Annotated in this window: 42 protein-coding genes, 1 tRNA gene and 1 other RNA gene; 15 read left to right on the plus strand and 29 right to left on the minus strand. The window is 46.1% G+C overall.

Features of this window, described 5'->3' with window-relative positions:
• Window positions 1-3: 3 nt before the first annotated feature.
• From C6W44_RS00250 to C6W44_RS00370, 26 genes are all read right to left on the minus strand, one after another.
• Window positions 4-366: a tail completion protein gp17 gene (locus C6W44_RS00250; RefSeq protein WP_105243758.1), complete on the minus strand. Its 363-nt coding sequence runs from the start codon at window positions 364-366 to the stop codon at window positions 4-6.
• Window positions 363-866 (minus strand): HK97-gp10 family putative phage morphogenesis protein, encoded by a 504-nt coding sequence (locus C6W44_RS00255; RefSeq protein ID WP_105243759.1) that lies wholly within the window; start codon window positions 864-866, stop codon window positions 363-365. The genes C6W44_RS00250 and C6W44_RS00255 overlap by 4 nt, the downstream gene beginning before the upstream one ends.
• Window positions 867-869: 3 nt before the next feature.
• Entirely contained in the window at window positions 870-1,226 is a 357-nt protein-coding gene (locus C6W44_RS00260; protein WP_105243760.1) for a phage head closure protein, read from the minus strand.
• A 1-nt stretch (window position 1,227) separates the two neighbouring features.
• Window positions 1,228-1,470, minus strand: coding sequence for a hypothetical protein (locus C6W44_RS00265; RefSeq protein ID WP_105243761.1), 243 nt, complete (start codon window positions 1,468-1,470; stop codon window positions 1,228-1,230).
• Between the two features lie 30 nt (window positions 1,471-1,500).
• Window positions 1,501-1,809: a head-tail connector protein gene (locus tag C6W44_RS00270; RefSeq protein WP_105243762.1), complete on the minus strand. Its 309-nt coding sequence runs from the start codon at window positions 1,807-1,809 to the stop codon at window positions 1,501-1,503.
• Window positions 1,810-1,811: 2 nt separating this feature from the next.
• A complete protein-coding gene (locus C6W44_RS00275) occupies window positions 1,812-2,018 on the minus strand; it encodes a hypothetical protein (protein ID WP_105243763.1) in 207 nt (68 codons plus the stop codon).
• Between the two features lie 39 nt (window positions 2,019-2,057).
• Complete coding sequence (locus tag C6W44_RS13470; RefSeq protein WP_199774443.1) at window positions 2,058-2,306, minus strand: hypothetical protein; 249 nt, start codon at window positions 2,304-2,306, stop codon at window positions 2,058-2,060.
• 119 nt (window positions 2,307-2,425) lie between these two features.
• Window positions 2,426-3,649: a phage major capsid protein gene (locus C6W44_RS00285; protein ID WP_105243764.1), complete on the minus strand. Its 1,224-nt coding sequence runs from the start codon at window positions 3,647-3,649 to the stop codon at window positions 2,426-2,428.
• 57 nt (window positions 3,650-3,706) lie between these two features.
• Window positions 3,707-4,555, minus strand: a complete 849-nt coding sequence (locus C6W44_RS00290; protein WP_105243765.1) for a head maturation protease, ClpP-related — start codon at window positions 4,553-4,555, stop codon at window positions 3,707-3,709.
• A complete protein-coding gene (locus C6W44_RS00295) occupies window positions 4,530-5,804 on the minus strand; it encodes a phage portal protein (protein ID WP_227526310.1) in 1,275 nt (424 codons plus the stop codon). Before C6W44_RS00295 ends, C6W44_RS00290 begins: the two co-directional genes overlap by 26 nt.
• 15 nt (window positions 5,805-5,819) lie before the next feature.
• Window positions 5,820-7,538, minus strand: a complete 1,719-nt coding sequence (locus C6W44_RS00300) for a terminase large subunit (RefSeq protein WP_105243766.1) — start codon at window positions 7,536-7,538, stop codon at window positions 5,820-5,822.
• Between the two features lie 22 nt (window positions 7,539-7,560).
• Window positions 7,561-8,025, minus strand: coding sequence for a phage terminase small subunit P27 family (locus C6W44_RS00305; RefSeq protein ID WP_105243767.1), 465 nt, complete (start codon window positions 8,023-8,025; stop codon window positions 7,561-7,563).
• A 118-nt stretch (window positions 8,026-8,143) separates the two neighbouring features.
• Window positions 8,144-8,488 (minus strand): HNH endonuclease, encoded by a 345-nt coding sequence (locus C6W44_RS00310; protein ID WP_105246329.1) that lies wholly within the window; start codon window positions 8,486-8,488, stop codon window positions 8,144-8,146.
• Entirely contained in the window at window positions 8,446-8,664 is a 219-nt protein-coding gene (locus tag C6W44_RS13340) for a hypothetical protein (protein WP_158676681.1), read from the minus strand. Before C6W44_RS13340 ends, C6W44_RS00310 begins: the two co-directional genes overlap by 43 nt.
• A gap of 69 nt (window positions 8,665-8,733) precedes the next feature.
• Window positions 8,734-8,806: transfer RNA gene (locus C6W44_RS00315), tRNA-Ile, on the minus strand.
• Between the two features lie 268 nt (window positions 8,807-9,074).
• On the minus strand, window positions 9,075-9,905 hold the full coding sequence (locus C6W44_RS00320) for a hypothetical protein (RefSeq protein ID WP_105243768.1): 831 nt from the start codon (window positions 9,903-9,905) through the stop codon (window positions 9,075-9,077).
• Complete coding sequence (locus C6W44_RS00325) at window positions 9,902-10,315, minus strand: hypothetical protein (protein WP_105243769.1); 414 nt, start codon at window positions 10,313-10,315, stop codon at window positions 9,902-9,904. Before C6W44_RS00325 ends, C6W44_RS00320 begins: the two co-directional genes overlap by 4 nt.
• Window positions 10,312-10,821, minus strand: a complete 510-nt coding sequence (locus C6W44_RS13475; protein WP_199774444.1) for a DUF6378 domain-containing protein — start codon at window positions 10,819-10,821, stop codon at window positions 10,312-10,314. The genes C6W44_RS00325 and C6W44_RS13475 overlap by 4 nt, the downstream gene beginning before the upstream one ends.
• A gap of 16 nt (window positions 10,822-10,837) precedes the next feature.
• Complete coding sequence (locus C6W44_RS00335) at window positions 10,838-11,020, minus strand: hypothetical protein (RefSeq protein ID WP_105243770.1); 183 nt, start codon at window positions 11,018-11,020, stop codon at window positions 10,838-10,840.
• A gap of 2 nt (window positions 11,021-11,022) precedes the next feature.
• Window positions 11,023-11,508 carry a hypothetical protein gene (locus C6W44_RS00340; protein ID WP_105243771.1) on the minus strand — a complete coding sequence of 162 codons (486 nt, stop codon included), beginning with the start codon at window positions 11,506-11,508 and terminating at the stop codon, window positions 11,023-11,025.
• 3 nt (window positions 11,509-11,511) lie between these two features.
• The gene (locus C6W44_RS13625) at window positions 11,512-11,646 is read right to left on the minus strand and encodes a hypothetical protein (protein ID WP_264755602.1); all 135 of its coding nucleotides are present in this window, start codon (window positions 11,644-11,646) and stop codon (window positions 11,512-11,514) included.
• Window positions 11,647-11,875: 229 nt separating this feature from the next.
• The gene (locus C6W44_RS00350) at window positions 11,876-13,282 is read right to left on the minus strand and encodes a YdaU family protein (protein ID WP_105243772.1); all 1,407 of its coding nucleotides are present in this window, start codon (window positions 13,280-13,282) and stop codon (window positions 11,876-11,878) included.
• Window positions 13,282-13,983 (minus strand): phage antirepressor KilAC domain-containing protein, encoded by a 702-nt coding sequence (locus C6W44_RS00355; RefSeq protein WP_105243773.1) that lies wholly within the window; start codon window positions 13,981-13,983, stop codon window positions 13,282-13,284. Before C6W44_RS00355 ends, C6W44_RS00350 begins: the two co-directional genes overlap by 1 nt.
• 40 nt (window positions 13,984-14,023) lie before the next feature.
• Entirely contained in the window at window positions 14,024-14,284 is a 261-nt protein-coding gene (locus tag C6W44_RS00360) for a hypothetical protein (RefSeq protein ID WP_105243774.1), read from the minus strand.
• Window position 14,285: 1 nt separating this feature from the next.
• A complete protein-coding gene (locus C6W44_RS00365; RefSeq protein WP_105243775.1) occupies window positions 14,286-14,729 on the minus strand; it encodes a phage regulatory CII family protein in 444 nt (147 codons plus the stop codon).
• A gap of 54 nt (window positions 14,730-14,783) precedes the next feature.
• Window positions 14,784-15,005 carry a transcriptional regulator gene (locus tag C6W44_RS00370; RefSeq protein ID WP_105243776.1) on the minus strand — a complete coding sequence of 74 codons (222 nt, stop codon included), beginning with the start codon at window positions 15,003-15,005 and terminating at the stop codon, window positions 14,784-14,786.
• A gap of 125 nt (window positions 15,006-15,130) precedes the next feature.
• On the opposite strand from C6W44_RS00370, the gene C6W44_RS00375 reads away from it, so the two are divergent.
• The 12 genes from C6W44_RS00375 (at window position 15,131) to C6W44_RS00415 (ending at window position 21,029) form a co-directional block, all read left to right on the plus strand.
• Window positions 15,131-15,862, plus strand: a complete 732-nt coding sequence (locus C6W44_RS00375) for a LexA family protein (protein WP_105243777.1) — start codon at window positions 15,131-15,133, stop codon at window positions 15,860-15,862.
• 18 nt (window positions 15,863-15,880) lie between these two features.
• A complete protein-coding gene (locus tag C6W44_RS00380) occupies window positions 15,881-16,090 on the plus strand; it encodes a hypothetical protein (protein WP_105243778.1) in 210 nt (69 codons plus the stop codon).
• A gap of 32 nt (window positions 16,091-16,122) precedes the next feature.
• Window positions 16,123-16,620, plus strand: coding sequence for an HIRAN domain-containing protein (locus tag C6W44_RS00385; protein ID WP_105243779.1), 498 nt, complete (start codon window positions 16,123-16,125; stop codon window positions 16,618-16,620).
• A 436-nt stretch (window positions 16,621-17,056) separates the two neighbouring features.
• Entirely contained in the window at window positions 17,057-17,347 is a 291-nt protein-coding gene (locus tag C6W44_RS00390; protein WP_105243780.1) for a hypothetical protein, read from the plus strand.
• A complete protein-coding gene (locus tag C6W44_RS00395) occupies window positions 17,347-17,628 on the plus strand; it encodes a hypothetical protein (RefSeq protein WP_075101696.1) in 282 nt (93 codons plus the stop codon). The genes C6W44_RS00390 and C6W44_RS00395 overlap by 1 nt, the downstream gene beginning before the upstream one ends.
• Window positions 17,621-18,331, plus strand: coding sequence for an HNH endonuclease signature motif containing protein (locus tag C6W44_RS00400; RefSeq protein ID WP_105243781.1), 711 nt, complete (start codon window positions 17,621-17,623; stop codon window positions 18,329-18,331). Before C6W44_RS00395 ends, C6W44_RS00400 begins: the two co-directional genes overlap by 8 nt.
• Window positions 18,318-18,452 (plus strand): hypothetical protein, encoded by a 135-nt coding sequence (locus C6W44_RS13630; protein WP_256713745.1) that lies wholly within the window; start codon window positions 18,318-18,320, stop codon window positions 18,450-18,452. The genes C6W44_RS00400 and C6W44_RS13630 overlap by 14 nt, the downstream gene beginning before the upstream one ends.
• A gap of 37 nt (window positions 18,453-18,489) precedes the next feature.
• Window positions 18,490-18,642 (plus strand): TraR/DksA C4-type zinc finger protein, encoded by a 153-nt coding sequence (locus C6W44_RS00405; protein ID WP_227526453.1) that lies wholly within the window; start codon window positions 18,490-18,492, stop codon window positions 18,640-18,642.
• A 2-nt stretch (window positions 18,643-18,644) separates the two neighbouring features.
• Window positions 18,645-18,788: a hypothetical protein gene (locus tag C6W44_RS13345; protein ID WP_158676682.1), complete on the plus strand. Its 144-nt coding sequence runs from the start codon at window positions 18,645-18,647 to the stop codon at window positions 18,786-18,788.
• Window positions 18,789-19,688, plus strand: coding sequence for a hypothetical protein (locus C6W44_RS00410; protein ID WP_105243783.1), 900 nt, complete (start codon window positions 18,789-18,791; stop codon window positions 19,686-19,688).
• Complete coding sequence (locus C6W44_RS13530) at window positions 19,681-20,040, plus strand: excisionase family protein (RefSeq protein ID WP_227526491.1); 360 nt, start codon at window positions 19,681-19,683, stop codon at window positions 20,038-20,040. The genes C6W44_RS00410 and C6W44_RS13530 overlap by 8 nt, the downstream gene beginning before the upstream one ends.
• Window positions 19,935-21,029 (plus strand): tyrosine-type recombinase/integrase, encoded by a 1,095-nt coding sequence (locus tag C6W44_RS00415; protein WP_227526454.1) that lies wholly within the window; start codon window positions 19,935-19,937, stop codon window positions 21,027-21,029. Before C6W44_RS13530 ends, C6W44_RS00415 begins: the two co-directional genes overlap by 106 nt.
• Before the next feature lie 81 nt (window positions 21,030-21,110).
• Here the strand turns inward: C6W44_RS00415 and ssrA are convergent.
• Together ssrA and C6W44_RS00425 are read right to left on the minus strand one after the other, a co-directional pair.
• Window positions 21,111-21,469: a transfer-messenger RNA gene (gene ssrA / locus C6W44_RS00420) on the minus strand.
• Between the two features lie 200 nt (window positions 21,470-21,669).
• Window positions 21,670-22,341 carry an alpha/beta hydrolase gene (locus C6W44_RS00425; protein WP_105243785.1) on the minus strand — a complete coding sequence of 224 codons (672 nt, stop codon included), beginning with the start codon at window positions 22,339-22,341 and terminating at the stop codon, window positions 21,670-21,672.
• A gap of 311 nt (window positions 22,342-22,652) precedes the next feature.
• On the opposite strand from C6W44_RS00425, the gene C6W44_RS00430 reads away from it, so the two are divergent.
• The 3 genes from C6W44_RS00430 (at window position 22,653) to C6W44_RS00440 (ending at window position 25,586) form a co-directional block, all read left to right on the plus strand.
• Entirely contained in the window at window positions 22,653-23,468 is an 816-nt protein-coding gene (locus tag C6W44_RS00430) for a response regulator (RefSeq protein WP_105243786.1), read from the plus strand.
• A 46-nt stretch (window positions 23,469-23,514) separates the two neighbouring features.
• A complete protein-coding gene (creC, locus tag C6W44_RS00435) occupies window positions 23,515-25,269 on the plus strand; it encodes a two-component system sensor histidine kinase CreC (protein WP_105243787.1) in 1,755 nt (584 codons plus the stop codon).
• 116 nt (window positions 25,270-25,385) lie between these two features.
• Entirely contained in the window at window positions 25,386-25,586 is a 201-nt protein-coding gene (locus tag C6W44_RS00440) for a hypothetical protein (protein ID WP_105243788.1), read from the plus strand.
• Window positions 25,587-25,688: 102 nt separating this feature from the next.
• Here the strand turns inward: C6W44_RS00440 and aroC are convergent, their stop codons facing one another.
• Window positions 25,689-26,792, minus strand: a complete 1,104-nt coding sequence (gene aroC / locus C6W44_RS00445) for a chorismate synthase (protein WP_105243789.1) — start codon at window positions 26,790-26,792, stop codon at window positions 25,689-25,691.
• Window positions 26,793-26,861 lie beyond the last annotated feature (69 nt).

A 26,861-nucleotide genomic window follows, 5' to 3' on the forward strand; every position in this document is an offset into this window, starting at 1 on the left:
TAGTTAACGCGCTAATATCCAGTTTGCATCAAAGCCACGGCCATAAAGCTTTGCTCTGCTGTCATACTGATTAATAGAGGGGTTTAATATCCAAGAGTGGCGCTCAAGGGCTGAACGTGTCACATCACGAATCTTGTAAGCTGTTTTCGCATCTGCTGCATAGACCATTAGTTGATACTGTGTGTCGTCAAAATTAGCTGACTCGTCTAGATGGTTGTTTGCTTGGCCGCTGATAGTTTGCCAGACGACATAGGGAGGCTCGGTACCATATGGAGCAACATCCTCAAACACCTGTGTTTCTACGTTGATCAGCGCCGCCACGGATACATCAGCTTTCAATGTACGATAAATAGGTAAAAAGCTCATAGTTTGGCAATCTCTTTATCAAGCTCAGCGCTATAAGCGCGGGCAAACTCTGCTTGCACAGCGGCTTGGTTATTATTAAGCGCTGGCCGCATAAACGGTGTGGCATTGTTGGTGGCGGATCCATACTCTACCAGCCTCCAGTACCACGTATCGCCGCCAGGGTTTTTTTTATCTCCCTGGGTTTGATAGGTTCTACCTGCACGTCCAGCTCGCCTATTTACTCGAGTATTCGCGTATTGGCTGGCGCCACCCTTGACGCCGACACGCATTACAACAAATCCCGTACCTCGCGTTCGAGCGGCCTTGGTAATAATGTTTTTCCAAATCTTCTCAGGACTATCTTTGTCATCGAGGCGCTTGGCGTTTTCGCGCGCCTCTTTCTTGACGATGTTCATAGCCTTGCGAGACGCACGAGTAGCCGCATTTTTGGCTTTACGCTCGTTGCCAAGCTGTCTTAGCTTGGCTTGTACCTCGTCGAGACCGGTGATGTTGTTTGCCATGGCTCAACCCTTAAACTGTTCGACACCGCCGCCAAGGTTAAAAGTCGTATATTCAACGCCTGTGTCGCTATCATCAAGCCCTTGACTATCAATAGCAAACACGCGACCTTTCCAGATAACGCGCATAGTCGTATCTACATCAAGGCCAGTGCGGTACCGGACCTTCATGCGTGCGGTAATTTCCGAATCTGCCGACTGTGCGCTAAGCAAATCTTTAGTCGATAGCGGCGTTATTTTTGCCCATATCTTTTTATAGTCAATCCATTCTGACGGCAAATCAAAGCCGTCATCATCACGTCCGCCACTGACAAAGCTTTGGACTGTGACGCGGTGCCGCAACTCGCCTGCTTTGATAGCCATATCAATCATCCATGTCTAAAAAAGTAGAACCTACCTGCTCATCATCATCTTGCTGCTCGATGAGCTCATTTAATATTTCATCGTGTTGATCAAGTAGCCGTAACATCGTCTGTTCTTTTTCGGCTGACTGCTTAATCAGTACGTTATTTTGTTCGACCAGTTTTGTCATCAGTGCCACTAAGTCGGGCAATGAGTTTTTTAGCTCGTCTGGCTGCTTCGGCTGTTCGGTTTTTGATGTACTCACGACGTTCCTCGCATGATTTGCATGACATAATTAGATTCCCATGTGGCGATAAGGTGCGAGCAAGCTGGTCACACCCATCGGCACTTCGTTCATTGATGTTTCGGACACTGATTCGCGGTGCGCGTACCAATGGCCAACCAGCATCAATGTCGCCTGATCAATAGACGCATTATCTAGCAAACCATCAGGGTCATCACTTGGTACCGCCACGTCATAAATAGTGCGATCAAGGTATCTCTGTATATGGTCACGAGCAGCGTCAACATATCCCAGCAACAGCGTGTCTTCATCATTATGGTCAATGCGGCACTGGCGCTTGACCTGCTCGAGTGTGACCATGATTAGTCCTTAGTTTTGATTTCGTCTTTCTTGGCCGCTTTGAGTACGGCGGTTTCTGGTTTTGATGCAGCAACTTGAGGCGCTTCAACTGCGATAGCATGTGCTTTTTCGACCAGCGCCGCGCCTTGGGCTTTATCGACTTCAATGATGGTGTCGCGCGGTGTGACCGTGCGATTCACCATCATAAATTTAAGAGTTTTAATCCACATAATGATTCCTCAACTTATTTAGCAGGCTACTCTTCAGCCTTATTTGTCTTTATTAGCGGCAGCTTCTTTAGCTTTCGCCTCTTTTTCGGCTTTTGCAGCAGCTTCTTTCTCAGCTTTTTCGGCAGCCGCTTTAGCCTTAGCGTCGTCATCAGCTTTTTTCTCAGCAACCGCCTCTGCATAGCCTTTATCAATCAGTTGTTGGCCTGTGATATCGGTAAACTCACCAACATCGCCGGCTTTATATGTTTGATTACCCATGCAAATAACGTCTTTAAATTTAACTTTCATAACTTGCTCCTTTTAGTAAGACAAAAACAACTTAATAAATTATTTTTGGCTTAATAAAAAAAACGAAACCCGTTATACGAGTTTCGTTTTTCATCATATTCTTAACAATCAAGTCTTAATTATGGTCCGACAGTTAGCGAACCTTTAATAAACGCTTGCGGACGATATACGGCCAGTGCCAAGCGCTCTTCAGCACGGATTGAGACCATATTTTTCTCAAAGTCGTCCGCGTTTTCGGTACTGACGACAACGTTTGCGTCTTCACGGTCAAAGATTTGCGCGGCATCAGCGAATGAGCCAGTTAAGAAGTTACCTAACATGCCAGCCTGGTTGGTTTGCGCCACTGGCAGACCCCATAAGCGCGCTTCTAAGGTGCCAAATGGATTGCTGAATAGGTAGCCGTTAGTGCTGGCGTCTTTCATCAGCTCAATATCAGTCCAGTCGATATCGTGCATGACGTGACCGGTTGCTGATAACTCAGCCAAAGTAACCTGCAGCATAGCCAAGCGCATTAAATCCAAGCTGTTTGACGGCGTAGTCTTAGTGCTAGGATTGGCGAATGCAGTGGCCTGCGTATAGATGCCGTGCAAATTATTGCCAGTACCGCTACCAAATAGCAGCTGCGTATCTTCTACACGCTTAAGACCATTGAGCAAACGGCCATTAATGATGCTGCGTAGTTGCGGCAAGTCATCAAGCGTCTGTTTGGCAATCTTCATCAAGTGAGCAATCGTCTTGACACCAGACAGCACCTCTTCAAACTCAATTTCTGAGTAAGGTTTAGTGGTGTTTTCAGCGACCGGTGCCGCGTTATTCGTAAATAACGTTTCGCGTAGATACGCCACTGCACTTGATTCTGTGTCGCCCGGCGCTAGTAAGTCACGTACTGTCAAACGCTGGTTTGGGTTGGTAACAATCTTGGTGCTACCATCTACAGGATTTACGGCGAATGAGGTTAGTGCTGCGCGTGGCACATCGATAGCTAGGCGTCGACCGGCAGAAACATTCTTGCTAAATTCGATAATGCTGTCATTTGCAATAACCAAATCGCCTGCGCGGTTACGCGATGGCGACTGATCACCATTACCGCTACCAATACGCGCAAATAACTGCTCTGCCTCACCAAGCTCAGTTTGCAGCTTGTTCTGCGTATCGCGCATGGTATTTAAGTCGGTAAGCAATTCATCGACTTTGTTTTTTGTTTCAGTTGATAGCTCGCCAGCCTTTTGCGCTTCTTTCAAAGCGTTTTCAGCAGCAGGCAGTGTCTTGTCGGTCAGCTCTTTAACCTTGGCATTAACCTGTTTGAGCTGTTCTGCGATTTGATCCTTGGTTTGATCAGTCATAATTTTTTCTCACAAAAAAGGCCGCCAAAAGGCGACCGGATGAATGAATAGGTTTGTTTAGTCTAGTTTGATTGAGTCAATCGCATTTTGCAGACCCTCAATCAATCCGCTCAGGTCAATGCCAGCGTTTTGCGTAGCATCTGGTTGAGTAGCGCTAGGCGTACTCTTTAAATCTTTCACAAGGCCGCGGCGCTCTTTGCGAGTCATACCCGCCTGCGCCATGATCAAATCTAGTTTGTGGGCAGCGATACGCTCTTTAGCACAGTTGTTTGTCTGCTCAGTAATAACATCAGAGTCTAAAAAGCTATCAGCCATACCTGTCTCAACGGCTTGCTTGCCATTAATCCAAGTCTCTTTATCCATTTGCTCTGATAGCTCGGCGGCATCAAGACCACTTTTGACGTGATAAATATCAGCGATAGTGTTATCGATTTGCTCTAAAAAATCAGCCACATCGCGCATGTCGTTGCGGTTACCGCCGACGCCAGTCCAAGCATTATGAATCATGAAGAAGCCAGCGCGGGCAATTTTAACCTCATCAGCAGCCATCGCGATAAATGATGCGGCGCTTGCAGCCATACCAAGTACGCGAACGGTCACATGGCCGCCATATTCGCGTAGCATGTTATAGATGGCAAGGCCTTCAAAAACATCCCCGCCAGGAGAGTTGATATTAACCACGATATCAGCATTACCAAATCGTTTAAGCTGGGCGCTAATGGTTTTTCCAGTGATGCCACCATCGGTCCACCAGTCGTAGCCGATAGGCTCTAAGATATTAATCACATTTTCAGAGTCGTCATCAGCAGCTTTGATATCAGGGTTCCAGCTATCTAGCGCCAATGGCATTTTTATATCGTGTGTCGCCTCAAAATCCGCTTTAGGCATCATCGTTCGCTTGCTCATCGTTGGCAACTCCATTGTAGTTTGTGCCCACCTTCTCAAGCGGGATTAGTGCTGATTGGATAGTGTATTTTTCACCGCCTTCGATCGGCGGCATGTTCTCTTTAGAGCGGACCTCATCGCGATTAATCCAGCCGTTATTAAGGCCAGATGCGTAATATTCGGATCGCGTTTTACTATCAGCTCGTAACAGCCCCTCAACATTAAACTCGACATAATATTTATCGCTTTCAATGCGGCCTATCAAGCAGCGCAAAATCTCTTGCTCGATATTGACCAGTAAAGGCCGGAACGTGTATTTCAGAAAGTGTAAATCTTGCGCTTCAGCTGACGCGGCCCAAGAGCTTTGTTTGTTAAAGTGACCAATCATAATTGGCGATACGCGGAACCAGCGACAGATCTCTTCAATCTCAAAAGCGCGCGTCTCAAGCATTTGCGCCGCTTCTGGGTTCATTGTCACGCCGTGATACTGCATACCATGCTCAAGCACCATCGTCTTGCCAGCATTGCTACTGCCCATAAATTTGGATATGTGACCGTGTAGCTTGCTGCGCTGTTCGCCCGTGAGCTTCTGATCCGTTGTCAAAAACCCAGATGTTTGCAAACCATTTTCAAAAAATTTGCCAGCCGCGTGTTCGGCTGAGGCGGCGGTAGCAAAAGTTTCACGCCCTTTGTTGATCGTAAAGATACCCATGACGCCATCGATGCCGAACGCGCGAATGTGCATGATGTCTTTATGATCAATATCACGGCGGCTTGTGCCTTCAACATAACTGTATTCGAGTACGCTATTGTTTTTGTTGCGACCTACTTTTACATGCTGCGGTAATAGCGGCTCAAGCGATATAATGCGCCTGCCTGTAACATTGCGCTTAATCTCAACGTAGGCATTACCCCATAGCAGTAGGCTTGCCACAATCATTTGCATGAATCGCGCTGGGGTCATCTCATAATTGGGCGACCGACATAGCAGGTCATATAATGGATGCTGTTTGGCCACCACACGACTACCGTCGGCCTTGGTTTCATAAACCTTTAGCGGTAATGTTGATACCGTCTCTGCTACCAACCGCACACACGAAAAAACCGTACTAAGTTGCAAGGCACTATCAACAGTGACATTCTTGCCACTAGCCGTCCTAGTTGACACGTTATCACTAGGCGTTAGACTCAGCTGTCCATCCAAGCCTAGAAAGCTGATCGCCGCCTGTGCAGCTCTGGCAAGACGCTTGGGCTTGATTAGATTACGCACATTAAATCCTTAATATTAAACGCCAATCATGATTGGGTCATCGTAAAAGCCATTATCACCGCCGCCATCACCTGCCAGCACCATGGCGCGGCTGATACCCATTAACAGAGCAACAGCACCATCGATTTTTTTGTAGTTAGTCTCTTTCCGTGGGAATACGTTACCATTGGCATCTTCACGCGATACCACGTTGCCAATCATCCAAGACAGCACCGGATGCCCGTCATGATGAAACCGCCCACCTTTCATGGCTGCTTCTAGCTCACGCATAGCTGGAGAAAAAGATTTTACTGTCTTAGGTATCTTTACCGCATCATAACCTGCAGCCTCAATAGTAGCGGCGACTTGGAAACCACCCCATTCATCATAAGGCACTTCAGTGAGCGGGAAGTTCCCAGCATCAACAACCAAATCTTCAGCGATGGCATTTAGATCGTTTTCAGCGCCATCATGTACTTCAAGCAGGCCTTGGTTCATCCACTTCTGGTACCGCTCGACCGCTTGCTTTTCATCACCTTTATAAACCGTATCTTCAGGTAAATAAAACCACGGCGATATGCAGTAGTAATGAAGCTTGCCATCATCTTCGTGTCGATAAAACAGGTTGATGCGCGCAGCAATATCAATCTTTGATGCCAAGTCAATCGGCATCACACAAGGCGTGGTTGAAAAATCATCAATGCTTAGGGTGTCATCAGCACACTCGCGCCAGTGTTCCATATTGAAAAACGCTGATTTAGCAGATACCCAGACGTTTAGATGCTTGGTTTTAAAAGAGTTTTGACGGCTGGCGTAATTAATCGCCTTAGTCTGCTGAGATTTCAAAGAGTCAGCATATACAGAGACATCATAATTCGGGTTAGCTTTGATCAATACGCTTGGGTCTGTCCAATCATCGCCTTCATCTATGGTCCACATCCAACCAAACAATTCATCATCTGGCACATTGCCAAGTAGCATGTCTTGCACACGACTGCGTAGCTCGTAGCAAGGGCCCTCGATATCATGACCAGCTGTCGTGATAACAAAGATCATCGGTTGTCGGCGCGCGCCCATGCCCGTTTGCATTGTGTCATAAAGACGACTATCAGGATGCTCATGATACTCATCGACAATAGCGCAATGCGGTGACTGACCGTCTGGCGGATCACCAATAATAGGCTCAAACAATGAGCCGTCATCCGGGCGCTCAAGACTGGCTGCATTAATTTGTATGCCGGTTGCTGCGACTAAGTCAGGCGAGCGCAAGACCATCAGGCGAGCAGGTTTGAACACCTCCCAAGCCTGCTTCTCCGTTGTGGCGCCTGAATAAACCTCACTACCAAACTCGCCATCGTTGGCAAACATATTAAGAGCGACGCCAGCAGCAATAGCAGACTTACCATTCTTACGTGGCACCTCCCAATATGATTCTCGAAAGCGTCTGAAGCCATCTTTTTTACGCACCCAACCGAACGTGACCGCGATACCGAATTTTTGCCACGGCTCAAGCTGAATTTTTAAGCGCTTTAAGGCCCACTCACCTTTCGTATGAGGTAGCAATTCAACAAAAAGAATTTTTTTTTCGGCAGCTTTTGGATCAAATTTATATGGATAGTTGCGTTTTTTTGACGCTTTTAAGTCGTCCAAGTGGCGCTTACAAGCCAAAACCACCCACTTACACGCTGGTACCTTGCCCTTAACAACCGACCGTGCCCATTTGTTGGCGATATCAACATTAGGATAATCAGCCATATATATCTCGCTTGAGCATCAGTTACATATTAAGGACACCTGCAAATGGGTTTGTTTGTTCTTTATTGCCAGCGCCAGTTAAGCGTTGGCGAGAGGAAGGATCTAGGCCCAGCAAACTACCAAAAGTTGCCATCTGTCTTACCGCTTCATTGAGTGCTGTCAATGCTGGATTTTTTATCACACTGCCAGCTGCGGTATTTAATGTGACCCCGCTAAAAGCAATCTCTGACTGACACTTCCGATAGGTTTCATATGCCATGCAAAATACTTCGACGTTGTGCATATCGGTAATTTTTAGCAGCTCGTTCTCAAGTAATTCAGGAACGATGGACCGCCAAATCATCGGCGCAAACTCTAGGCCGTCCATATAATCGGGCGGGTCAATATCAGTCACATTACTAAATTCTGGAACGTTGATATTTTTGCCTTTAGATTTTTTCGGGTCCGGCTTGCGACCTCGACCCGGTACCGCTGCCAAACCTCCCATATCACAAATTCCTTATCTTAGTCAATAGGCTAAACTTTTAATTAAACGCGCGTAAAAATGTACTTAAGGGGGCGGTCATTCGGGGCTTCCGGCTGAACAATTTACCCACCCTCCCCCTTTACTCGTTAGCTGTCTTTGATCTATGGCACTTACGACAAAGCGACTGTAGGTTGCTGAGCTCGTCGGTACCGCCGCTCGCCTTATTGATTATGTGATCAACGTCGGTGGCTGGCACGTATCTGCCTGCGCGCTTGCAAGCCATGCACAGATGACCATCACGATTAAGTACTTGCGCGCGAAGCTTACGCCAAGCGTGTCCGTAACCGCGCTTGGTTGTGCTACCGCTGCGGTCTGGGCGCTTGGTCCAGTTGCTGCGCTGGTCTGCATGTTCATCACAGTATCCTTTGTCTTTACGTTTAACTAGGTTTGGGCAGCGGTATTGGCGGCATGGTGTGGACGGCATAGCTTCGGCTTCCATTTCTTATTATCAGGCTCAATCAAAGCCATATACTTCTTGGCCTCGCTGTTGCCGTTATTAGCTCTATCTATAAGCAGTCTTAGGTTTGATTGTCTATACTCTAGCGCTTCGCCTGTGCGATATTTGATATACAGCGTCTCGTTTGTGCATTCATATCTCATGGGTATCACACCTTACCAAACGTTAGGCATAAAAAAGCCCACGCTATTTCTAACGTGGGTAAGTGATAGTGCGCCCGGCAGGATTCGAACCTACGACCAAAAGATTATGAGTCTTCTGCTCTAACCACTGAGCTACAGGCACGCAACATCGCCACTGTTACTTATCAATCATCACATGCAATGATTATTAAATAACGGCAGCTCTCATTCAATTCGCAGTTGCCATCTGCTGCCTAGTATCTCGCTGGCATGTGCTGACCGTGGCTAAACCAATCAGGCATAAAAAAAGACGAGAGCAATTAAGCTGTCGTCTTTTGGTTTAACTGGCCTTACCTACTACTTAAGCCAGTATGACAAATACTACCCTATTCGGGCGGCATGGGTCAAGCTATCTATCGTTTCACTCAATCTTACTCTGCATTCGAAAACTTTAATTGCTTACGATAATGAGCGACCGAACAATCAACCTTGCCGACCATATCAAAAAGGTCGTGCGTCATCTGTCGCTGGTAGGTTAGCCATGCATTAGTATAGGTGCTTGCATTAATCTTTATGCCTGAGAACTGCAACCGACCTTTGACTGTATATACATCCCAAAGCTCATACAACTCAAAATGCAGTACCATGCGCGCCATCAGTCGTGCCAGCTCAGGCAGACTGTGAGTACATGCCTGCGGTGCAGCGCGCTTATTTTTATTGCAGCGCTCAATCATATTGGCTGCCAGATACTGCACGACTTCATCGAAATGACGTGACCAATCCCAGTTAGTATCACTGCCCCACAGCAATATACTTGCCAGCGCCTTGGCTGGCGCGTCATCAATCATTGCAATAGCAGCGCAGTGGTCTTCCCAGTTTACTTCTGGCGGTAATCCACCTTGTCCAATATTGAATTTAACGGTCTTGGCGTGCATGCCTTGCTCAAGCCAGTCTTGATTTGATAGCTGCAGGTTTGGTGATTGGCCAAAGCTGTTATGCAGCTCGTCAATCAGTGCGTAGGCATACTGACCAGGCTTATGTTTTTCTTTTGCCGGCTCAGGCTTATCTAACACTTCCTGCGCTCGAACAACTGGCACAGCGTAACGGAGGAACTTATCGATAGATATAACCCTTTCTTTTTTGCGGTTTGGATTGTTAAGCCATTTAAACTTAAGTTCGCCTTTATCATAATCGACATGCAGCACTTCCATTACCTCGCCTGCTTTGTCGACCCATTCGGTTTTGATTTCGATATCAGTCACTTGCTCACCTCGCTAGCCGCTTTAATCTCGTGATTTGATTCATCACATACTGGCCAATAATCAACCTTGCCATCATCGAACATCACCATATAATTCAATCGACCGCCCGGATAGTCCTTACCACACATAACCAAGCCCACAATCGTCGCCCATTCGCCAGACCTAAAGCTATAAGGGTGTATACCTCTAATCATTGCTGGTGATATATTCAGGCCTTCTTTATCTTGTTGTTTCAAGAAATCACCTCTACTCATTGGCCTGTAATTACGCAGCAAATCAAACGCTAATACCGTACAAAGACCATTGTTCTTTGATTCAGCTCTGAGCAAAACCCCATCAACGACAAGTATTTTTAAAACATCGCCATCGCTATCATCAATCCACTCGCTACCAACCGTAATATCACTCACTTGGCATTCTCCCCAGCTTCTTCACCTGCCAGCGCAAAGTAAGCAGCGCCATCTAAGTAGTTATCTTCACGATGTTCGCCTTGTTCTGAGCGGGCGAGCTTAAGGCATGCCATAAACTTCCAGCCCTGCTCTGGTGTCAATTCATGCCCTGTTAGCGCGTTAAACATCGCAACAATTTTTGGCATTGACCGCTCAGCCTGACCGCCTGACTTATCGTAGGACTTGCCACGCTCTGCCATAACTTCAACTGCTTCGGTGAGTATCTGCACGGCTTTGGGTGGTAGCGTGGCTGATGGTAGTGGATTAAAGGTCTTGGCGGTTGCTGGCTTTCGCTTAAAACGCGCCTCAAACCCAGTGATGCTCATACGGTCATTGGCAATGTCTGAATCAAACAACGGATTATTGAGCCACTCAAAGTAAACGATACAAGCATTAACGTTTTTAACCTTCACCTCCATACCATCGATATCAATCCACGTGCTACCCACCACATCAACACTTTTCATAAAAACCCCTTATCAATTAATCCCGTTTAAACCCGGGCTTCATAACCATCAACAGCGCTACGAACCCAAGTAACGATAAAAGCGCGCCTGATAGCTTATATAGCTCAAGCACAGTGAATGACACAGCCAACACCAATACCACGTTATAAATCATCGCTAGCAGCGCATGAAAACACTCTGGCCAATATTTCCAGTCCATAGCTACTTCCCCTTTTTAGTTTTAATCGGCTTTGGCGCTGGCACGTCGACCACACCTTTATTAATTAGTCTGTGGTATTTATAAATCATCATGCCAGCGTCACGGCCATGCCCAGATGTGCGACCCGCCCAGCCAGTGATCATCTTGAAGTCTTTGGCATTGCGCTTGGTGTCAATATTAGCGGGTGCAACTAAAATATGGCGAAGACCGTTACGCTCACAAAACTCTTGCCAGATGCTGCAATCGCGTGTGACAGACCCAACGCCTTTAATACGCTCACGGCCTATACTGTCATCCACCCATGTGCGCTTGCGGACATCCTCGATGCAGACGACCAAATCAACGTCTGACTGCGCCGCCTCATCTCTAATCGCTAGGACCTTATCTTGGGCGCTTAGAATGCTTTGAGTAGACACCTCTTGCAGTACACCGTCGATGCTATGAGCAAATCCTGTTTTGACGCCTGTATCGATACCGATTAAGATCATTATTCAGCCCTTAATAATTTGATTAAACGTCTGGCGGCTCATGGTTTCTTTAGTGCCGTCTGTGTATGTGATGACAACAGTATTGGTCTTAATCCATTCCTGTTTTTGTATCTGCTTGTTGTTGTAGATGTTTTTCATAAACCCTGAAACTCCTTAAACTTACCTTTGATCAGTCGATACCCTACTGGATTACTCCTATCACACTCCAAATAACCCAACCTAACCAACTCCTGTAGCGTTCTCTGGTGTGTTCTGATTGTGCCATTTAGTATTCCTGACAGCTCCTTACGGCTAACCCAGCAGGGGTAACTGGCAGCAATGTAACGTAATGCTTTGAGCTTGATTTCAAAATTAGTCATGAAACCACTCATACCGCCTCCTGCAACTGGTTTAACACTCTGTCATAGGTTTCATCTGCTGACTCGCCTGGCATCCTCTGTTGCTTGATATGCTCGTATGTTGCAGCGACATCCATGTTTGGCAGCGGCTCTTTGCGTAGACCGTTAAATATGCAGCACTTGCTTGGGTCTATCTTGGCCTGTACTGGCTGGCTATGGCTTGGATGAAACACATCAGGTAAGTCGCTGTCATAACCGTTAGACGGCTTGCCAGCGCTGTTACTCCAATCTTCATTGTCGATATTAAAACGGCCCTTTGCTTTTTCCTGACGCGCTTGATCGGCTTTTTGATTGTTTGCTTCGCGTATCAGCCACTTTACGAGCTTAACTTTGCGATAAGACTCTGTGATCAGTGGATTGCCTTTGAGCGCTTGCTCAGCGTAATGACCTTTGAATGCTGAGACCTCAAACTGATACTGATCATCGGTCAGCTGTATCATCTTGCCCGCTTTGAATAACTCACCGCGCATCTGGTCAATGGTTGGAGCCTCCCAGTTTTCGATGCTTTCTGCGTGTTGACTGCGGATTAATTCAGCCGTGGTCGGTTGCTGATTAGCTGTTGACTGAGTTGGGTGTGCTGGTGCAACTGGTGCTGGCTGGTTGGCTGATGATTGATTGTTGTCAGTAGAGTTATCCACAGAGCCATGATTAGAATTATCCACAACCGCCTCGCCCGCGTGTGTGTGCGCCTCTCTCTCTAATGGTTTATGGTTATTGGTTTCTGGTTCATGGTTCTTAGTTATAGCAGCGTTTTTGGCGTTACCAGCGTTACAGTCATCGTTACTTGGCGTTACAGTTTGCGTTACATCGTTTGCAACGTTACTAGCGTGACACTGCTTGATAGCATCGATATGCTTAGCATGTAATTCCCTTAAAGCAGCAGTACCAATACCCTTATCGACAGATACGCCTATATCAGCAAGGTCGTTAATCATATTGCGCTTGTCTTGACGAGACTTGCGAGTACGTTCTGCAGCTGTCATGGGCGCATCATCATCGTTACACGTAACGTTACACCCATCGTTACTTGGCGTTACAGTTTGCGTTACATCATTCGTTACAGCGTTACGCTTGCCGTTACTATCGGTGTTACCGTTTTTGAATTTGTAATTCTTAAGCTCTTTATCGATACGGTGATGATGATGACGCTTGCCACGTTTGACAAAATATTCATCAAGGATGTATTCGAGCATTTCAAGATATTCAGGCGTAGTACATAGCAGACGACGTGCCAGCTTATTCATATCTGACGAATCGATGGCTTGTTCGTTGTGATAGTACATATCTATCAAGTCACGATAGATAGCACGCTCAGGTAACGATAGGTGGCGTGTTGAGTTGTTAAAATCAGCAATGTTGAAGTTATAGAAATGCATTAGGCCACCTCATGAACGATGGCAAAAGTCTTAGCGAGATGCGTAAGGCCCTTTGGCGTGAATAGCGGCTGAGTGGTTGCGACTCGCTCGTTGCTGTTGCCTCGATACGTTACTGCGCGCTCTTCCATAAAGCCTTGCTTCATGCGAATGCTGCTCATCTTTAGCTTGTTGCGCTTGTCGCGGTACATCCAATCATGGCCCAGGCACCAATTAACAAACTTGTTTTGTGGAATACCAAGCGCTTTGGCAGTATCTCGAACGTTTAAGCTACCCATGGCGCAGTCGATAACATCCAATGCTGCAGCTTTAGGCTCAGTAAGTGCTAAGCGTGACTGCTGATTCTCGATAAGCTCAGCCTGATCAGCGGCAAGGCGTAATGCTTCAGATAAGGTGGAAGGGATGACTGGTGCGCTGGCTTGCGCTTCTAGCTCTTGCCAGCGGTCAATAACTGCAGCGGTAAACTCAGGTGATAAGCGAGCGACAATTACAAGGCTGTCTCGCTGGTCTGATAAAAAGTGAGTGTATTGCTGGCCGTTTTGCTCATGCGTGTACTGATGGGGTGTCGTATTTTTTACGATACCCTTTTCGACCAAAGAGCGTATTAGCTTTAATACATTGTCATGAGGCTTGTTGCATAGGTCTGCCATTTCACGGCTAGACATACGTTTTTTATTATTTGTTTGCAAAGTTTGGATATTCATAGTAGTATTCCTTTATCAATTGTTTGTATTTCAGAAACACCTAAACCCCGTCAGTTCCCGCTGATGGGGTTTTTGTTTGCGCGTTGATAATATCTTCGATACTGACATCGAGATCTTCGGCTATTTTCTCGAACTTCTCATAAGCTTTTATCAATCTGATATTGATATTGATGATGCTGGCAAGTGGACGCGCCTTATCAATACGGTCAAACTCACGTTTGATGTCTGCATCATCGCCAGTCACTTCTGTTACTTCTCTTAAATGACAGGTTTTGCATTTATTGATAGTGGCATTACACATATCATTTCCCCTCACAGTGATTGGCGATTTGAACGCTGAGTGTGCGCAGTGCGACCATGGCGTCTTGAATCTTTGTCTGTAGCGCGTCATGCTCTTTGCAATCAATGCGGCCGTCTTCTAGCGCTTGCTGCATCTCACTCATGATGTCACCCTGGCATGCAGATGTAGATAGCGCGGTCATGATGATGCTTGCCTGCGTCGCCTCTTCATCTACACGCGTAAATATGCCGCCTAAGCGGTGAGCCATGGCTTGGATGATGCTGGTGTCGTTGGTGTATTCCATAATTGTGATTGCTTCATCCAAACGTAGATGATGAGTGTCAGTGTTTGGATTAACTTTATTGTTTAATACAGTGCTTGACATACCCATGCGCGCGGCAATGGCTGTTGAGCCGCCATGCTTAGGGTTATGTACCGTCTTGTGTGCTGCGTCGATTACGTCCATCGTGTCCTACCTATTTATAAAAACGTTTTGTTGATAAGTGGTTGGTTGTAGTATTTAATCAGTGGCTTCGAGTGAGGCTAATGCAGGGCAAAGGTCTACAGCCTTGAACTCACCGTTTGTTATACGCTCTGCCTTTAATGCCAAAGCAGCTGACATATTGGCCTTGCCTTGAACCCATTTCCATACACCAGGCTGACTACATCCCAATGCTTCAGCCGTCTTATGCTGATTTCCGAAATAGCTGACTAAGGCTTCATAAGGATTGTTAGGTTTCATTTTTATTACCTTGGGTATATTTGTGCCTTAATAATATAACTTTAGTTATTATAAATCAATAACTTTAAGCATTTTACATTGATAACCTAGGTTATTAGAATTATCGTAATAACTGGAGAATCATAATGAGCACGTTAGCAGAGAGGGTTAAGCTGGCTAGAGATAGGCTAAACCTGTCGCAACAAGATGTTGCAGATGCCACAGGTATGTCTCAGCCAAGTTATTACAAGATAGAAAAAGGGCTTACAAAGCGGACTACATATATCAATGAGCTCGCTAAAGTTCTAGAAACTAACGTCGATTGGTTGATGTACGGAGAAGGCGAAAACACGTCAAAGCCAAGCCATGACGATCTAATGCAGAAGATAAAGGATATAGAGGGTCGCAGTGGCAGTGGAGGTGAAAACCATCCGGTACCAGACGGCACTACAAATGCAAGAATGTCTAGTGGCTCAGGCATGGTTCCTATATTGAGCTGGGTCGCCGCGGGTAGTTGGTCTAATGTAGAGCCCGTGACGTTTGAGGACGCTATTGGTGAAGCACCAAAGCCCCCTAACCTGTCTAAACTTGGTTTTGCATTACGCGTACAAGGGCAAAGCATGCTGCCAGAGTTTAAGCCTGGTGAAGTTATTTATGTTGAACCACAAACAGGATTTCTTGCACTCAAAGATAGCGATCTTGTCATCGTACAATGCAATGATGATAAGGAAGCGACGTTTAAGCAGCTAGTACTAGGCGAAACGTCAGATGATATGTACCTAAGACCGCTTAATCCTAACTGGCCTGAGCAAAGAATGGTGCCGATGGGTGAATGCAGTTTGGTAGGTAAAGTCGTGGGTAAGTATGTCGAATACTAATAACAAGAGGTTGATGTGATGGATAATAGTAAATTACCGATAAACCAGTTGATAGCTAAAATTAATGAAGCGGCAGACAATAACGAAGCGCTAAATTTAACTGTTGATGAAGTGAAATTAGCAGCTAAAGAATTTGGCGGCCTGGTCATGATTCCAGTTTATGATATGGACAACTTCCCAATTAAACGCCGCAATCGTGATGAAAATACGGACGTAAATGCAGAATAACCAAGGATTTTATTAATAAAGGGATTTTACAAATGACAGACTGGCACTTTGGCTATGAGTTCAATACTCCAATTGTAGGAGAGTCTAACTATCAAGATGCTCTCAGAAAGAGCTTCAACGAACCTAATGCCTTCAGAAAGGGAGAGTCTGCTTTTATTGATGTAGATTTAACGTACGAACCAAACAACCCTTATGACAAGAACGCAGTAGCTGTCGTTTCTACCTATGGAACGCTGGGCTATTTATCCAAGCAAGATGCTATTCGCTATCGACATCTATGTGAAGGCGAGAGAGATACCCTGTCTGTAAGATGCAAAATATACGGAGGCAGCAAAGGCTTGTATGGTGCATGGGTTGATCTAAATCTAGAGGATTTGGCTGAATCACCACAAAGTTTAAAAAAGTATAAAGATATAACAAGCCAGCCTTCCCCGCCTTCGCTACCAGAAAAACCCAAAAACAAAATATCGATGACAACGATTATCGTAGGCGTACTAGTATTGTTTTTCGTTTTCTCGATGGTCTTTTAAGGCTAAGAGTTGGTAATAATAAATAGGCGTCAGCGTCAGCACGCTTGAGACTGGCGATAGCACGAGGTTCTGAGCAAGTTAGAGATTTTTTGTTAAATTACATTGATCATGATGATATCTTGTTCGTCATAAAAGTAGATGTAAGTAATTGGCACTCATATAATGTCCAAAAAGGCGCTACCGACTGGCTAAAAAGTTAAATTATAAATTCTTCTTCTAAAACTCTACTAACAACCGTCCTACATGGGCGGTTTTTTTATGCCTAAAATATCGTTTTAACAATTACTTACAGTTTAATCAAACCCCTTAAAGCAATGAATTTTAGTCCTATAGTAATAAATAAATAACTATTTTGGCGTTTAATTACTTTAGTTATTGACAGTAATTATAACTATGGTTATTATTGTATTCATCACAACGACGCAAGGCAACTGTTATGAACTCAATAAAAGACTTTCTAGCCAGCATCGGCACCATCACATTGTTAGCACTTGGTATGACAGCGGCAACGGCTGGCGCGCAACACATCAACCAAGCATTTGACCGCTCGCAGGCAGGCCATGACGCCATGATTGCCGAACACAAGGCCTACCTAGCCAGCGATGACGACTACTATGTCACCGACCCTATGAATGGCTTTGACGAAGAAGTCTATGAGGCATCTGAGCAAGCAGCTACCGCTCGTCATGCCAATCTTTTTATCTCTAATGCTTATGGGAGAGATTAATGAGCAGCCATACTTTAAACAAGCTCTTAAAAAACCTTGATATGCAGATGGACAACATTATGTCCGACAGCCCTTCAAGCGAAGAGTTAAAAGCCATCAATGAGCAGACACGCCAGCTAACCGCGGTCAGCAAACAAGTCGTTGATATCTATCGGTTGAGCTTGGATGCTGGCAAGTTTGCTCATCAAACAGGCGCGGAAGTGCACGTTAGTGATGAGATACTAAGTGTCGGCACGCCAAGTAAAGCGCTACAAAGCAGAAACGGTGATCGTAATGAGTAGCAAAAGATGGAGTGTCACGCCAGCGCAGCATGACTTCATGGTAAAGCACCAAGCTCATATCACCCGCGCCAAACTAGCAGCCATGCTAAATGCTGAGTTTGGTCTTAACTTAAACACAGAGCAAGTTCGAAGCTACACCAAGCGCATGGGCCTAAAAAGAGTTATCCGCACCATGATAAACAATGGCGATGAGTTGCAGTGGATAGCCAAACATCAGGCCAACACGCCCCGCGGTGAGTTGACAGCAAAGTTTAACGAGCGGTTTGGCAAAGCCATCTCTGTTACTCAGATGAACGGTTACTGCAGACGCCAAGGGCTTTGGATGGATGACTTAATACGTAACCGCAAACCAATTGGCCATATAAGCCGCCATGGTAAGTTTTTGAACATAAAGATCAGTAAATCGGAATGGCAATCGTTGCATCGGTTTGTTTGGGAACGGCACCACAGCAAAAAGGTGCCTGATGGTTTTATGATCGTGTTTGCGGATGGTGATGTGGATAATGTCGATATCGAAAACCTGGTGTGCGTGCGTGAGACGATAAGCGTCACGATTAACCACACCAATCCTGCTAATACTGACAATCCTGATTTAAACAAAGCCATTATGTTGACCGAGTCACTTAATGCCCTGGTCAGAGATTACGTCAAATCCCAACAGACAAAAAGAACCAAAAAGGATTATCGCTGTGAACGACTATAAATCCCCGCAAGAAATGGAAGCGTTGGCGCTTGAACTGCTCGAAACTGAGCTAAACATGGACGTGCCAGCAAATACCTGCCCTATCTGTGGCAGTAACGTGGAGAGTAAACAAGATGGCTGATGATATTGATCGCGCTGGTGAGCGCATAGATGCTGAAATGACTGCTCGTCTTAGGGTTTTGCCGGTATTCGATATTCCTTCGCTTCCTGAGTGCATATCATGCGGTGAAGAAATACCAAGCAAGCGGCGCGCCATTGGTGGTGTTACCCGGTGCTTTGACTGTCAAAATCATTTTGAAGGGCGGAGGTAATTATGGGTGATGCAAATTGTCCTGAGTGCGGCGGCGGTTATACCTGCCAAGACTTAGTTATGGATGGCGAAGTAGTAACAGCCACTTGCCGCGAATGCCAAACTGAGTTTGATGTTGAAGCAAGTGTTTCTTTTAACATGGCTTAAATGAACGCAAATGAACGCAAAAAGGAATATACCGTGGATCTAATCGAATTAAAAACAGCTTATCTAAAAGCTATGTTATGCGCAGCAGCAAAATCAGATGTTAGATATTACCTAGAAGGCGTTTACTTCGTCGGTGGCGATAACAAAGTGTTGGCCTACTCTACTGACGGTCATCAGCTATTGCGTTGGATCGTCTGTGAAGACTATCAAGGCGATGACTTTTCTTACATCATTAACCGTCGCTGTATCAAAGACGCCATTAAAACCAAATACCATATTCACTTAGAAGTCTCAACTGGCGAGCTTGTTTGCGCTAAAGACGAAGATTTTAGAAAATTCAGAGGTTTAATTGATGGTAAGTACCCAGATGTTAAGCGCGCTGTCGCAGGTTACGTTGAGGACATCAAGCAAGAAAAAGACAAGAACGTATTGCTCAATGGTAATTATTTAAAGAACTTAGGCAAGATAGGCAAAATCATCGGTAAGCATTACAAGGTGAAAGACGTGCCAGTACGCTTTTACAGCTCAAAACCTGTGGATGGCATTACTAATATATTTACATTCAATGGCAATAAAAACCTTATGTATATCATGACCAGCTGCCGAACTGCTGATACTACAGACGAAGAGCATCACGCGGTTTTGATGGATGAACACCCAATACCGAAACCTGAAGTACAGCAATGGCTAGATGAAGGCTATGGAGCGATATGCAGTGTCAGCAATAAATCCCCAGATGACGCCAAAGGCTTTGCTGAGTTTGCTATAAATCGAAAAGTTATTGTTGATTATGACGACGACAGTTATATGGACTCAACAGGCAAAATTTGGCGTTTTGTTTATTTAATTGATGCTCTTGAGCCGAACTCACACTTTAAACAAGGAGTAAGTCATGGATAACGATACTTTAAATCTACTCCATCAGATGGGCCTAACCCCGCTCGACTGGGTAGATGCCAAGCAGTTTGCTGCTCTAACTGGCATTGCCGAGCAAAAGCTTACTCATCGTAAGCGAGAGTGGCCAGAAAACGTTGTTTGGATGAAGCAGAGTGGTAACCTATATTACTCAATAAGAGGATATAACCAGTGGATGACAAAACAAGCAAACATACGTTACCGCAAGGCGTGCGGCTTAGATCAGGGAGTATCCAAATCCACTTTGCACGAAACGGTGCCAGGTATCAAGTCACACTCCCGCACCCAGTCACTGCAGCGGGTATCAGTGCAGCGGTTAGAATTAGACGCGATTTAATCACTAAAGCGGAGTGGGGTGTGCTGACTGAAGCAGACCTCGCCGCCGCCAGAGGCGAATGGGTAAATGATAATAGTGTTGTTGTAGAAGATGGCGTACTTTTCCAAGAAATTGCACAAAAATACTTAAAGCATTGCGAAGCGAACACCGACTCTAAAAAAGACTATATCAGCGCGCTAAATAAGCACTGGATGCCGCGCATGGCATTGATACCTATTCATGACATAACATCCGACCTGATACGCGACATCATCTCTGATATTGGATTTAAATCTGATAAGACATTTAATAACTGTCTGGTGCCACTTCGAGGCGTATTTGATAAAGCTATTGAGCTGCGATTGATCACGCCTGCAGAAAATCCAATGTCGATGATCAAGAATAAAAAGGTGCAATCTGGGTTACCGGACCCATTTACGCGCGATGAGATGAATGCCCTATTAAATTGGCTGGATAAGAATTTGACAGATAAGGACCATTTTTATTATTGGTATTTTGAAGTCGCGTTTTGGACTGGATGTCGCCCCAGCGAGCTATACGCTTTAAGATGGAAAGATATCGACTGGTTTAATGAGTCAGTTATCATTAATAAAAGCCGTGTGCGCGGCGTTGAGAAGCAAGTCACCAAGACCCATACAGCGCGCGAAGTATATTTGAATGACCGCTCGAAGCGTGCATTTGAGGCACTAGAGGCTATGAAGCTCAGCGATGACTATGTGATGATATGCCCAGAGACCAGCCAGCCATTTTATAATGAAAAGCCTGCCCGCATGCGGCTGATTGAAGCAATGAAGGCGACAAGGGTAAGGCGTCGGCCAGCATATAATGCCAGACACACTTATGCCACAATGCTGCTGATGTCTGATGTTAATCCGGTATTTGTAGCAAACCAATTGGGCCATAGCTTGCAGATGCTTATTAAGCGGTATGGGCGTTGGCTGCATGGTGACCAGAACAAGATTGAAGTATCTAAATTGAATACGGATTGACGTACTGAAAAAACAATTTACGTCAAAGCTACGTCATAAAAAAAGCCAGCCACCTAAGTGACTGACTTTCTTTAAAATATTTGGTGGAGATGGCGGGAGTTGAACCCGCGTCCGCCAGCATTACGCTCATGAATCTACATGTTTAGTTTCTGTCTTTAGTTTTAATCCGCACCGATCCGACAGTCAGGATGGATTGGACGATTCTCTACTTTTGAACCCAAGCGATTGAGACAATCACTTGTGGCGAACCTATATGCGGACGCTTCAACTGGGCTAACCAACTATAGGTAATCGGCAGCGCAGTAAGCAGGGTTTAAGCTGCTAGAGCGTAAGTTTCGTCGTTTGCGACTATAACAATATATGTTTGATTAACGAGAGGACATACACTCTCGACATGCATCATTGAGTTTCATCACCAGCGTCGAAGCCAGAACATCCCCAATAAGACTGAGTATTCTAGACTAACTTAAGCTTTGACTCAACCTATAACCGTTAGTTATTACATTAATTTACAGGTTGGCTATTACGTTTAAAGCTTATCCATCTGTCTGTCTTAATTACTCTACTTACTATATAGGGTCAACTCACCTGATTTCAATAGCTAAGAGACTATTTATAAGGCAATATTTATAAGAAAAAGTTAAGCTAAAACCTTATTTAACCATTTGCCGATATTTTGAATCTGCGGCATACAGACTTGATGTGCCATCGGGTAAGTATGGTATTCAACGTTGTAGCCTTTGCTCGTCAATAACTGCTGCGCCTGCTCGCCTAGCATCACAGGTACGACTGGATCATGCGTACCATGCTCAATCAAAATCGGTAGGTCTCTATTGGCAGCACTATACTCAATATTGTCATTGGTTGCTAAGTAGGTAGAGAGCGTCATCAGACCCGCCAAGCGCTCTGGATGACTGAGCGCCACATGATAAGCAACCGCCCCGCCCTGCGAAAACCCAGCGATAACGATATGTTCAGGTTTGACGCCGCGCTCAATTTCACGGGCAATCAAATCTCGAATCTGCTGCGCGGATGTCTCAATTTGTGTCACATCAACTTTGCGCTCAAGACTCATCTCCAAGATATCATACCAAGCCGGCATCACCATCCCACCATTGACCGTGACAGGACGCTTGGGCGCATGCGGAAAGATAAACCGTACTGCCATGTCGTCAGCCAGTCCGAGCTGCGGCACCACAGGCTCAAAATCATGACCGCTGGCCCCTAAGCCATGTAACCAAATGACCGCTCTGTCTATCTTTTTTTGTGCCGGATTGTGCTCGGCGGTGACCACGTCTAGATACTTACTCATTATCGCTAGTTTCCTTTTATAAAGCATAAAATATGCATCAAATATAGAACTGAGATGGCGTTTGTATCGCCTTTATCCCTATTATTTTCATCAATTTTTCACAGTGTTTTGCACTGACTGACAAAATCCAGTCACGCTTTTGTGCTACGATAATTATAGACTCTGCTACAACTGATACCAATTGCTGCAGAGCAAGTACGACTGATATCAAACACTGCGCTCACTACTGTATGACGCCTTATTTATATTTTTCAATCTCATATCACCAGTGCCCTATATAGCAGGCACCCTTTAATAAAGATATTACGTTTATGACCCATATTTTACTGGTAGAAGACGATCCGGCGATTGCTATGTCGCTCAAAGTTACTTGCAAACGTGAGGGCTGGCAGATGACGTGGCTCGATAACGCCAGTAGTGTATTGCCGATGCTACACAGTAATGAGGCGCAAGATTTATCGGCTATTATTCTAGATGTTGGGCTGCCCGATGGTGATGGGCTCAGTCTCTGCCAGCAGATACGCCATACACCTGATATAGGCCGATTAAAAGATATCCCTGTGGTTTTTTTGACCGCGCGTAGCGATGAGGTTGATCGTATCTTGGGGCTAGAGATGGGCGGCGATGACTACTGCGCCAAGCCTTTTAGTCCTCGTGAGCTGGTCGCACGCCTAAAAGCCATTTGGCGTCGTGAGCAGCTGCTCTTTGAGCAATCAGCGGCCACGGCGACTGTTACTGAGGCGGCTGAGAACGCCAATCAGCATGTATCTGCCCTTTCATCTAGCAGCACTCCTGCTCACCATCTATCAGGGCAAGCCTTGAGCTTTGAGTGTCAATCTGGCATCTGGCATTACCAGCCGCTCAATTACTCTTTGATGTGGCAAGATACAAAACTGGAGCTGAGTAATACCGAGCGTAAGATTTTATTAACCTTATTACAAGCGCCCAACCAAGTCTTTAGCCGTGAGCAGCTGCTAAATGCGGTAAGCGACTATCCTGATCATCGCCTCGCGCGGACGATAGACAGTCATATCAAATCCATCCGTAAGCAGCTGGCGATCGTCAATCCTAGCCGCGATGTTATCTACACGCATCGCGGTTTGGGGTATGCTTTATGCCCAGCTTAGCTCATCCGCTATACTCCATTTATGATATTACTAAAGTGCTAAAGACATGAACGCTCCTGATAAGAGTCATCGTCACCTTGACAAAACACCTGCTAATCAGAGCAATTGGTATGCCAAACTGCACCCCATTGGAACCGCGCAACAAACCCGCAGTCCGAAACGCCTGCTAAATTTGAGCATATTTTTTCGGATTTGGCTTGCAGTCGCACTGGTGCTAAGCATTTGCGGTGTGGTCGCTTTCACGCAGCTGTTTGGCTACGTCAAACCCACCGCCCAACAAGTCATCGAAGACACGTTGCTAGATACCAGTAAACTGCTGGCTGCGACGCTGCAGCTGCCATTGGTATCAGGGCAATTGTACGATGATACTTATCAAGCCACCCTTGATGCGACGCTCAAGCACACTTCAGGCGCGAACTCTACCCTCGAGCCTACCCAAGAATCCTCAAACAATAGCAACTCTCGCGTTTATGTAACAGACGCGAATGGCGTGGTCATATATGACTCTTTGCCTACCCCGCTCAATGCCGAAGGTCAGGACTATAGCCGCTGGAATGATGTGTACCTTACGCTGCAGGGGCGCTACGGCGCGAGGAGCACGGCAGATATCGATAGCACTCGTGGTAGCTCTATTATGTATGTAGCGCAGCCTATCATCGATAGCAGAGGTGCCGTGATCGGTGTCGTCAGTGTTGGCAAACCGGTCGATAGTGTGCTGCCGTATCTTGATAATACCCGCAATCGCATGCTCATTACCGCGCTGCTGATGAGCATTGCCGCTCTTATCCTCGCAGGGCTGGTGGCATGGTGGCTCAAACAGAGCATTACTTTGGTCACGCACTACACCAATGCCTTAGCTGAAGACACCAAAAAACCCTATTTTTATTTCGGTCATGAGCTCAACAGCTTGACAGATACGATCGAGTCTATGAAACATCGGTTAGAAAACCGCGCCTATGTCACCGACTATGTCCATACCCTGACTCACGAGCTCAAAAGCCCGCTAACCGCCATTCGTGCTAGTAGTGAGCTATTAGAAGATGAGCAACTAGATGCAGAAGATCGGCAGATGTTAAACCACTCGGTCGCTGAACAAAGCATCAAAATGCAGCAGCTGATTGATCGTTTATTACTACTGGCCAAGGTCGAGCAACCTACCTTTAAGCTCAATCGGCAACTGACAGCGCTACTGCCAGTATTGCAAACCCTCACAAGAAACAACAGCGCCAAACTACAACAGCAAAACCTACCACCTATCAATATTTATAGTGAGGATAAATGCGTGACTGACTTGGTTATCGCCGAGGCTCCAATACAGGCCAATGCGTTGACAAACCCGCATGTCTTTGCTGATCCGTTTTGGCTGGTACAAGCGCTACAAAATGTGTTAGATAATGCCATTTATTTTGCCAACACTGAGGTCACCCTTACTGTGTATAGCCACTCTCACGATAGTAGCGACAAAACCGTGACCATTGATATCTTTAATGATGGCAAACCACTGCCCGAATACGCCCTCTCTAAAGCGTTTGATCGCTATTTTAGTCTCTCGCATCAAAGCCTGCAGACCCTTTCCTCAACCTATCAAGTACCCGATCAAACCAATCAGACCGCGCCTGATCAGGCTAATACAGCGCTTAAAAAAGGCACGGGTCTGGGCCTCACCTTAGTCAGGCAAGTGATCGAACACCATGGCGGTCATGTGAAGATCAGTAATATCGGCACAGAGCAAGCCTTTGCTAGACATGACAAAAGTCCAAACGCTGGTGTCAGCGTACGCATTACCTTACCGCTGGCTTAAAACACACCCGTTATACCAATTCATCGATTTTTCATCAGAACTGCACAGGATTTCTACTCGCTTGTCTTACGATGACGTTATACACATTCATCACTTATCTTAGGAGTGGAGACCGCATGCCACAGTTATCAATGCATCCGTCTATTGTCAAAAACTTAGTGGGGCAAAGCCGTCAGTGCTGTGCTCAGACTTTATCCGGCCAAGGGATAGATAGTATCGCGTTTGGTCATTGGCTTGCCATACCCAGTCAGCAGCTACTATTGATATTTCGGCATCAGCAGTGCGTGGCGATTGATACCTATCCGCTGGCAGCGTAACTGATTGACCACTCACAAAAAAGCCCTTTAGTATTTTTAGTCATGGCACACTAAAGACGCTAAAGGGCTGATACGCTAGATAACTGATGCTATCTCACGATATTACGTAATTGAGGAGACCGGCGGCTCGACATCGGCGTTTTGACCACGGTGGCGCAGATAATGATCGAGTAACACAATCGCTAGCATCGCCTCGGCGATCGGGGTGGCACGTACTCCAACGCAAGGATCATGACGACCTTTGGTCAGCATGTCGACAGCTTCGCCTTGGGTATTGATGCTCTTGCCAGCCGTGGTGATACTAGAAGTTGGCTTGAGGGCGATGCTCACGCGGATATCTTGTCCTGATGAAATACCGCCCAAAACACCACCAGCATGATTGGCCGTAAAACCCTCTGGCGTCAGCTCATCACGAGAGCGATGACCGAACTGCCCTGCTACCGCCATACCATCGCCAATCTCCACCCCTTTGACCGCATTGATACTCATCATGGCGTGAGCGATATCCGCATCCAGACGGTCAAATACCGGCTCGCCCAGACCCACAGGCACCCCACTGGCGATCACTTCTAGACGCGCACCGCAGCTGCTTCCTTCGCGGCGCAGACTGTCTATCAAAGCCTCAAACCGACCAATAGCGTCTTTATCCGCCGTAAAAAACGGATTGCTATTGACAAAGTCCCAATCAATTTGGCTTGGATCAGTGACTTGGCTGTACTCATTACCAATCTGGGTCACATGCCCATGAATCTGTATACCTAAGCGCTCAGACAGATACTTCTTAGCGATAGCGCCTGCGGCCACACGCATCGCCGTCTCACGCGCTGACGAGCGTCCACCACCGCGATAATCGCGAAAACCGTACTTCATACTATATGTATAGTCGGCATGACCGGGGCGAAAGGTATCTTTGATATCGCTATAATCTTTGGATTTTTGATTGGTATTTCGAATCAGCAGCCCGATTGAAGTGCCTGTGGTCTTACCTTCAAAGACGCCTGAGAGGATCTCGACTTCATCAGCCTCACGGCGCTGGGTTGAGTATTTAGAGGTGCCGGGCTTGCGGCGATCCAGATCTACCTGCAAATCCTCTGCCGACAGTGCCAAACCAGGTGGCACGCCATCGACAATGGCCATCAATCCGGCGCCATGTGACTCACCGCACGTCGTGACGGTAAAAACCTGCCCAATACTATTGCCTGCCATATCTGTCCTTAAATCCGTAAAATCTATTGCGCACTATCCTATTGAGGTATTAACGCATGGTCGCCGCTT

It is taken from the genome of Psychrobacter sp. Marseille-P5312 (genome assembly GCF_900291405.1).
Classification (GTDB): Bacteria; Pseudomonadota; Gammaproteobacteria; order Pseudomonadales; family Moraxellaceae; genus Psychrobacter; species Psychrobacter celer.